The sequence below is a fragment of the Vibrio sp. V43_P6S15P86 genome, assembly GCF_009904725.1.
Taxonomy (GTDB): Bacteria; Pseudomonadota; Gammaproteobacteria; order Enterobacterales; family Vibrionaceae; genus Vibrio; species Vibrio diabolicus.
Window position 1 is genome coordinate 20,405 of the sequence record NZ_WXWT01000478.1, and the last position, 7,952, is coordinate 28,356.

At 43.8% G+C, this 7,952-nt stretch carries 8 protein-coding genes and 1 riboswitch; of the genes, 4 read left to right on the top strand and 4 right to left on the bottom strand.

Annotated elements, in window-relative coordinates; genetic code table 11:
- Positions 1 to 2: 2 nt before the first annotated feature.
- From mukE to cmoM, 3 genes are read right to left on the bottom strand one after another with little or no spacing between them, the layout of a single operon-like run.
- Complete coding sequence (mukE, locus tag CAG69_RS21480; protein WP_005390733.1) at positions 3 to 728, bottom strand: chromosome partition protein MukE; 726 nt, start codon at positions 726 to 728, stop codon at positions 3 to 5.
- Positions 709 to 2,046: a chromosome partition protein MukF gene (mukF, locus tag CAG69_RS21485; RefSeq protein ID WP_048626187.1), complete on the bottom strand. Its 1,338-nt coding sequence runs from the start codon at positions 2,044 to 2,046 to the stop codon at positions 709 to 711. The genes mukE and mukF overlap by 20 nt, the downstream gene beginning before the upstream one ends.
- A 2-nt stretch (positions 2,047 to 2,048) precedes the next feature.
- A complete protein-coding gene (cmoM, locus tag CAG69_RS21490) occupies positions 2,049 to 2,840 on the bottom strand; it encodes a tRNA uridine 5-oxyacetic acid(34) methyltransferase CmoM (protein WP_012841987.1) in 792 nt (263 codons plus the stop codon).
- 114 nt (positions 2,841 to 2,954) lie between these two features.
- Between cmoM and elyC the strand changes: the two genes are divergently transcribed.
- Positions 2,955 to 3,740: an envelope biogenesis factor ElyC gene (elyC, locus tag CAG69_RS21495; RefSeq protein WP_006742121.1), complete on the top strand. Its 786-nt coding sequence runs from the start codon at positions 2,955 to 2,957 to the stop codon at positions 3,738 to 3,740.
- A gap of 72 nt (positions 3,741 to 3,812) precedes the next feature.
- Here elyC and torR read toward each other — a convergent pair whose 3' ends face one another.
- Positions 3,813 to 4,523, bottom strand: coding sequence for a two-component system response regulator TorR (torR, locus tag CAG69_RS21500; RefSeq protein WP_005390726.1), 711 nt, complete (start codon positions 4,521 to 4,523; stop codon positions 3,813 to 3,815).
- A 266-nt stretch (positions 4,524 to 4,789) separates the two neighbouring features.
- On the opposite strand from torR, the gene torD reads away from it, so the two are divergent.
- The 3 genes from torD to CAG69_RS21515 all read left to right on the top strand — a co-directional run.
- Entirely contained in the window at positions 4,790 to 5,437 is a 648-nt protein-coding gene (gene torD / locus CAG69_RS21505; protein WP_161446154.1) for a molecular chaperone TorD, read from the top strand.
- Between the two features lie 467 nt (positions 5,438 to 5,904).
- A complete protein-coding gene (purR, locus tag CAG69_RS21510) occupies positions 5,905 to 6,909 on the top strand; it encodes an HTH-type transcriptional repressor PurR (protein ID WP_053807169.1) in 1,005 nt (334 codons plus the stop codon).
- A 285-nt stretch (positions 6,910 to 7,194) separates the two neighbouring features.
- Positions 7,195 to 7,284: riboswitch (cyclic di-GMP riboswitch) on the top strand.
- Positions 7,285 to 7,400: 116 nt separating this feature from the next.
- The coding region (locus CAG69_RS21515; protein ID WP_161446156.1) for a TfoX/Sxy family DNA transformation protein at positions 7,401 to 7,952 on the top strand (552 nt) is incomplete at its 3' end.

The window sequence follows — 7,952 nt, forward strand, 5'->3', positions numbered from 1 at the left end:
GCTCATGCTTCACCCTCTTCTGTTGTTTCTTCTTGGGCTTGGTCGTCTTGTTCTTCTTCAGACAATAGGCTGCCTTGGCTTGGCTCTTTGGTGTGCACTACCGCTTCACCATCACGGATCAGACGTAGCTGCGCTTCACGCATATCATCGCCAATACGTACATCGGCACCAAAGCGGAATACCGCTTCACTGATGCTGAATTTACCAGTCTCACCGATGTTGATGATCATGCCTAGCCGACGTAGACGACGAAGTGACGTACGTACTTTTTCAAACAGCTTTTCTTTATCAAGGTCAGAACCGGTAGCACGGTTCGTCACCAGCTTCATCAGCTTGTTTTCATCTGCTAGCGCAAGCAGTTCGTCGTACAGCTCTTGGTTAGTGAAGATACCTTCGTGCGCAAGACGCTCAGGGCTTAGGTAAAGGAAACACAGTACCTTACCCACCAGCATATCCAGCTCAGAAAGCACACTGCGGCCAATCAAAGAAGTTGAACGAGGACGAAGGTAGAAGAAACCTTCTGGCGCTTTCACCAATTCGGTATTGTAGCGCTGGTAGAAAGAAGAAAGCTCAAGTTCGAAGTCCGATAACAACGCGTGGTTATCCAGATCTTCACTTGAGATATGACGCCCTGCTCGTAGCATGCTGTCTAGCGCTGGGAACAGAGGGTTAGAGATTGCTTTTGCCAGATTCTCTGACATGTATTCATTAGTATCGGTCGATGACATTCGCTTGTACCTTTGCCCCAAATTCGTTGATTGCTTTCCAGTCCGGTTGAATCGCTTGGTAATCCGATTCTGAATACCCCAGACGTACGGCTTGATCAACGATAATGCGAGCTAAATCAAAATGATGAGTGTAAGGATGCTGTGCAAGGTAATCTCGCAATACCACACTCAAGTCGATTGGCGTGCCTTGATCTTTATGCGCTTTTAGCATGTCACCAATTCGTTCAGACAACTCATCATTGACTTGTTGAAATTCTTCATACTCTACTTCCATCGGAACTTGGCCGGTCACTTCGTCATCACGTAGCACCAACGCCTCATCACGAAGGTCAGAAAGCCTTTCCGCATCTGCATAAGTCAGATACCAAGGCGCATCGAAGTAATCTTTGACGGATTGACGTAGACGCGAGCTAAACGCACGGTTCTTATCCATATCAATTGCAGTACGGATGAACTTGTGCACATGTCGGTCGTAACCAATCCAAAGGTCGATCGCTTGCTGGCCCCAGCTTGTGATTCGATCCAGCTTCATTTGCAGACCAAACAACGCTTCTTCGATGAACTCTAGCTCAGGATCGCCGTACACAATTTCTTGAATATCTAGGATCTGAGTTTGCAGTTCATCACTGGCGGCTTGCAGCGTATCTTGAAGTTCACGCAACGTGCTTGATGTTTCTGATAGGAGCGCTTCACAGTTGTTGATCGCTTCGCGCCAGTCTTTATTTAGCAGGTCGGCAATTTGTTGTTTTACAGATTGCTGCTGCTCATCCATCACACGTTGGTTAAGATCGATTTGATCGAAGATCTCGCCTACAGAATATTTTAAAACTCCGTATACGTTTTTCTTCCAGTGGCCCGGTGTGCCACCTTTTTGTGCTGCCTCAATCGCTTTCGCCATTTCATCTGCCACCATAGACAGTTGAATAGAAAGGCGCAGTTTCGAGAACTCACGATGACGCACGTAGTAATCGGTAATTCCTATCGCTAAAGGCGACAAGCGGTAAATGCTCGCTCCGTCAGTAATCTCACTGACAAAACGGCTAATAAGGCGCTGCTTGACCATCTCGTTGATGGCGTTGTTCGCACGAAAAGCGGATGCTTCGCCAGTCTCATCAAATAATCGAGTGACGATGGCAAACGCATCATGCAATTCACCTTCACCCAATTCTTCATCGAACCTTTCATTACTCAGTACGGCAATGGCTATCAAGAATGCCAATCGCTCTGTGGTCAGGTTCAACGAGAAATCGTGCTGCTTAACCCAGCCAACCAACTCATCGATTGGTTGCTCTGCAGCATTGAGAGTCATCTCACTCATTGTTATTCCTGTTTATCGTTCTTTTTAGCCCACACATGAATGTAGCGGCCTAATGAGAGGTATGGCTCTTGTCGACAAAGTTGTTTTTCTAGCGCCAACACATCTTCAAACTCGTAATCGCCCATGTATTGCATATTGCCTATGTAATCACTAAATGAGCGGATACCAGATTTGCCACAAATACTAAAGCCTGAATCTTCTATCCATTGGTAGACTTCTTCAGGTTTTAAGCCTTTTTGCGGCTGTAGTTTAAATCTTTTTCGGTGAGGCATGCCGTCTAATATATGAGGAATGTTGCCACAAACCACGTTTTTATAGACTAAACCATGGTGGTTATAGAACATCACTGATGCGATGCCTCCCGGTTTTACTTGTTCTAGTACCGTTTCAAGTGCGGCCTTAGGATCGACCAACCACTCCATGACGGCGTGAAACATAACAAGATCCACCTGTTCATCCATATGCTCACCAATGGATTGGACAGGCGAATGAATCAGGCGATACTGCTCAAGCAAACCGTTTTTTTCAATATCCTGCTTAGCCAACTGCAGCATTTCCGAAGATAGATCACATAAAGCGATTCGATGTCCGAGCTTAGCAAGCTTTTGCGACATTTGTGCCAAACCACCACCAGCATCCAACACCTCTAGGGGTTGCTGGTCAGCATCTAATTCACTTAGAATCTGTAGAAAATCTTCCCACACAATGATTTGGCGGATCTCCCCTTTATCGGAGCCGTAAATATTTTTTGCAAATTTGTGGGCGATATCGTCGAAATTGCGGTCTTCTGTCACTTCTGCTGAGTTATCATAACGGATTGTGCCGCTATTCTGGCACAAGGAAAGCAGGAATAAAGAGGGGTACCCTCATTTTTATTATCAATTGATGTTTTTTCGGACTATTTATGTATGTTTGAGCTGAAAAAAGTAGTGTCAGCCTTGCTTATGCCACTTCCGGCATTGCTGCTGATAGGCTTGTTGGGTCTTGCTCTCATTAGTTTTACCACAAAACGTAAAACTGGCTGCTTCGTTGTTCTATTCTCTTTTGTTGGCATTTTTCTTGTTGCCTTCCAACCTGTTTCAACCAAGCTTCTTATGCCATTAGAGCGAGAGCATAAAGCCTTTTTGCCAGTTTCTGGCACCATCGACTACGTGATGGTTTTAGGGAATGGTCATGTTATCGATGACGAAATTCCACCCACCTCGCAGTTAAGCCGTGCAGCATTAATGCGCTTAACTGAAGGCATTCGTATTTTAAGAATGTATCCAGGTGCTAAATTAATTTTGTCTGGCTATGCTGGCGGATCTGAAATTAGCCACGCGAGAATGATGGCGAACGTTGCCCTTGCGTTGGGAGTCGCGAAATCCGATATCATTTTATTAGAAGATGCGAAAGATACGTGGGAAGAGGCGCGTCAAGCGGCTGCATTCGTTCAACAAAAGGAGATTGTGTTAGTCACTTCTGCGAGCCACATGAGCCGTGCATTGTATGAGTTCAACGCAGCAGGCATTAAACCAATCCCAGCCCCGACCAACTTCTTAGCTATTAGCGAAATCAGTCAACCTTGGGATAAATACTCACCTAAAGCGCGTTACTTAGAACAAACGGAGCTTTATTGGCATGAGTACTTGGGCAGCATTTGGCAAAGATTGCGTGATACTGTCGGCCAAACACCAATGGTTGAAGCAAAGTAGTACTATCTTGAAACCAAAAAAAAGGAGAGCCGAAGCTCTCCTTTTTCTTTTTAAGACTTAGGTTTGTTCAGTTTAATCACCAGCAAACATATAGCCTTCGCCGTGCACCGTCACAAAAATTTGCGGGTTCTTTGGATCAAACTCCATTTTTGCGCGCATACGTCGAATAAGAACATCAATAGTACGATCATTGGGAGCATCAACTCGGTGGCTGATCATATTCAAAATACGTTCGCGACTTAACACCTGGTTAGGGTAAGACGATAACGCCACCAAAAGTTCGTATTCAGCTTTGGTCAATTTTACGGGTTCGCCGTTACGGCTCAGCGCACGACGTTGAATGTCGAATGTCCACTCTCCAAAACGTACAATATGTTCTTCACTGGTTTCGTTCGCTTTCGCGCTACCGCTACGCGCTGCTGAAATACGCCACAGCAAGTTTTTAACGCGAACCAACAATTCCCTCAGTTCAAAAGGTTTTGTCACATAATCGTCAGCGCCCATTTCTAGGCCTACGATTTTATCAATGCTATCCGTGCGTCCTGTTACTAATATGATACCAATATCCGATTGGCTACGTAATTCACGAGTAAGCATCAGGCCGTCTTCACCCGGCAGGTTGATATCCAGCATTATTAGGTCTACATCACCCGCTTGCAGGACCTCACGCATTTCTGCGCCACTCTCTGCTTCGCTGACTTGGTAACCCTCATTTTGGAAATATCCCGCAAGCTTACTACGAGTTACAACATCATCTTCTACGACTAATACGTGATAGCTCATTTACACCACTTTTCTGTCTTCTTATTATCCAAGACGTATTCTATTCATAACTAGTAACATTTCTAGTCATAGATACATTAAAAAGCAAGATTTAGCGTTTTTATTGATTCAAAACAAGCTTACCCATCGCTATTAATAAACGTTAATTTTTGACCATAAAACATAATAATTATAGTTACTGCTATTCATTTTAATTGATTACACTTAGGGGATATCCCTAATTGACTTTGTGATGCACAACTTGAAGCATCATTCAGGAGCCCAAAATGCAAGAAGTGAAAGCTTTTAATGAAAAACGCGCTGAAATTTACTGGTGGTTTTCGAGCTTGTTCGCAAAAGAGCTAACAGAGAAAGAGCTGGAAGCCTACCACAGTGTTGAAATTCGCAGTTTTCTAGCAGGTTTAGGTGAAAATGAGTCGCTGAAACCAGCCGTTGATAGCCTCGTTGATGCGCTAAACCGATTGCAAGATCGTGAAGACGCTCAATTGGAGCTTGCTGCTGACTTTTGTGAATTGTTTTTGAAGACAGAAAAATACGGCGCTCTTCCTTACGCATCGATGTACATCGGTGAATCAGGTTTGCTGAATGACAAGCCAGCCGAGGAAATGGAAAAGTTGATGGCAGAATTTGGCGTTCAAGTAGATGAAAATCTAAAAGAGCCTGCGGACCACTTAGCCGTTGAACTCGACTTTCTCGGCAACATGATTATCCGCTCAAACGAACTTGAGCAAGAAAAACACATGGAAGAAGCCTTCGTTAAACAAAACGACTTTATCCAGCAACAGTTGATTTCTTGGCTACCTCAGTTTGCAGACAAATGTAAACAATTCGACGAATTTGGGTTCTACTCGAGCGTCGCGAAACTATTAGTTGCATTTTGTAAACTAGACAGCGCTTACCTTCTTGGGGAATAATTGCCGCCTATTTTTTAAGGAGCCCGCCTATCGGGCTTCCTGTATACCTGAAATAACTGAATGTAAGTAAGTTGGGTATATTATTCGTTTGCCTTAACTTAGCTCAAAGACGCTTGGTTATTTAGCAGTCAAAATGTGACTTCAAATACACAAATCTCTTGCTGAAAACATTGCTAGTCAGTCCACATAGGGCTAAAATGTGAGCGCAAACGATTAAATATGATTTATATGTAAACCGCTGAAATATAGCGGTTTTTGTGTTTTTTAACAGGTTGATGGCAATTTCTCATCAGATAGAAAAAAGATAAAATTCATCGACCGATGCTGCTACGTACCCTTTTGTCGTACTTGGACTAACCGCTGCCGAAACACTTAGCGCCAACCTTAGATTGCTGGGTGTAAAACCATTAGAGCATCAGGTACATCCAACACGACATATTTCAGTAGCTCGATACAGGACACCATTTATGGCCACTATAAAAGACGTTGCTCGCTTAGCCGGCGTTTCCACTACGACAGTTTCGCACGTTATCAATAAAACGCGTTTCGTTGCAGAAGCAACGCAAGAAAAAGTAATGAAAGCCGTGGACGAGTTGAATTACGCGCCAAGTGCGGTTGCACGCAGCCTAAAGTGCAACTCAACTCGTACGATTGGCATGTTAGTAACGCAGTCAACCAACCTATTCTTCTCAGAAGTGATTGACGGGGTTGAGAGCTACTGTTATCGCCAAGGCTACACTCTGATTCTGTGTAATACGGGTGGGATTTACGAAAAACAACGCGATTACATCCGTATGCTGGCTGAAAAACGTGTTGATGGCATCCTAGTGATGTGTTCTGACTTAACCGAAGAGCTTAAAGAGATGCTTGACCGTCATGCCGACATTCCTAAAGTGGTCATGGATTGGGGTCCAGAAAGCTCACAAGCGGACAAGATCATGGATAACTCAGAAGAAGGTGGCTACATCGCAACCAAACATCTGATCGACAATGGCCATACTGATATTGCTTGTCTAAGCGGTCATTTTGAAAAACTTGCTTGCCAAGAGCGCATTGCAGGTTTCCGTCGCGCGATGAGCGAAGCGAACCTAGCTGTAAATGAAGACTGGATCCTTGAAGGTAACTTTGAATGTGATACGGCCGTCTTAGTCGCAGATAAAATTACAGCAATGGACAAACGTCCGACAGCGGTATTCTGTTTTAACGACACAATGGCTCTGGGCCTAATGAGCCGCCTACAACAAAACGGTATCAAAGTTCCTGATGATATTTCAGTGATCGGCTACGACAACATCGAGCTTGCGGAATACTTCTCTCCACCGTTAACAACTATCCACCAACCTAAACGTCGTGTGGGTAAAAATGCGTTCGAGATCCTACTTGAGCGAATCAAAGATAAAGAACACGAAAAGCGAATTTTCGAAATGCAACCTGAGCTTGTAATTCGAAACACCGTGAAGAAAATGAACTAAAATTCGCCAAATATAACGATGTCAAACAAGCGCTCTAAAAGGGCGCTTATTTTTTATCTCTAAATAACTTTTTCCTGACTTAGGTTTGTTAGACAAAAAATCTCGAATCTCTAAGTCTCTGTTTTATATGTAGGTAAATCACACTCCCTCACAACCTCGAGATCATCCCGCCTTATTCTCAAATATGCACAAATATGCGCTTATCGACACTTTTTATTGAACCAGAATCACACTTTTACGGGTAAAACGTGATGTTAATTCAATATACGAAGTATGCTCATTCTGTCACGCACAGGGCAAACCATTCGAAAGGGTGGGACGCAAAGCCTCCGGCCTGAACCATAGTACTATATGGAAGGTAGCGGGGTTACCGATGGCAAGTGTGCAAGCGATGACTTTACCCTGTAATGACATTGCTTTTGCGCATGTTTGCTACTCTCTCGGACCTGACTTTTGGTGGCGTAATATTAATTACACCGAGATAACAAAACATGGATAAACCGATACTCAAAGACTCTATGAAGCTATTTGAGGCACTTGGTAATATCAAGTCGCGCTCAATGTTTGGTGGCTTCGGACTATTCGCTGATGAAACAATGTTTGCACTAGTTGTAAATAATCAGCTTCATATAAGAGCAGACCAACAAACTTCATCTGACTTCGAGAAACAAGGGCTAAAGCCTTACGTTTATAAGAAACGTGGCTTCCCAGTCGTTACTAAGTACTACGCAATTTCCAACGATTTATGGGAGTCTAGCGAACGCTTAATCGAAGTAGCTAACCAATCGTTGAAAAAGGCAAAGCTTGAAAAAGAACAGCAAGCAACTACAAAGCCTAATCGCTTAAAAGATTTGCCTAACTTACGACTGGCGACTGAACGCATGCTGAAAAAAGCAGGCATTGAGTCAGTAGAAAAACTGGAAGAGGAAGGTGCACTTAACGCTTATAAAGCGATAAGAGATACGCACTCTGCAACCGTCAACATTGAGCTGTTATGGGCACTAGAAGGGGCTATTAACGGTACTCATTGGAGCGTTGTACCT

Excerpts from the sequence above, each read along its gene's own strand:
- mukF (WP_048626187.1), bottom strand. The coding sequence starts at position 2,046 with ATGAGTGAGATGACTCTCAATGCTGCAGAGCAACCAATCGATGAGTTG.
- elyC (WP_006742121.1), top strand. The coding sequence starts at position 2,955 with ATGTTTGAGCTGAAAAAAGTAGTGTCAGCCTTGCTTATGCCACTTCCG.
- torD (WP_161446154.1), top strand. The coding sequence starts at position 4,790 with ATGCAAGAAGTGAAAGCTTTTAATGAAAAACGCGCTGAAATTTACTGG.
- purR (WP_053807169.1), top strand. The coding sequence starts at position 5,905 with ATGGCCACTATAAAAGACGTTGCTCGCTTAGCCGGCGTTTCCACTACG.
- mukE (WP_005390733.1), bottom strand. The coding sequence starts at position 728 with ATGTCATCGACCGATACTAATGAATACATGTCAGAGAATCTGGCAAAA.
- torR (WP_005390726.1), bottom strand. The coding sequence starts at position 4,523 with ATGAGCTATCACGTATTAGTCGTAGAAGATGATGTTGTAACTCGTAGT.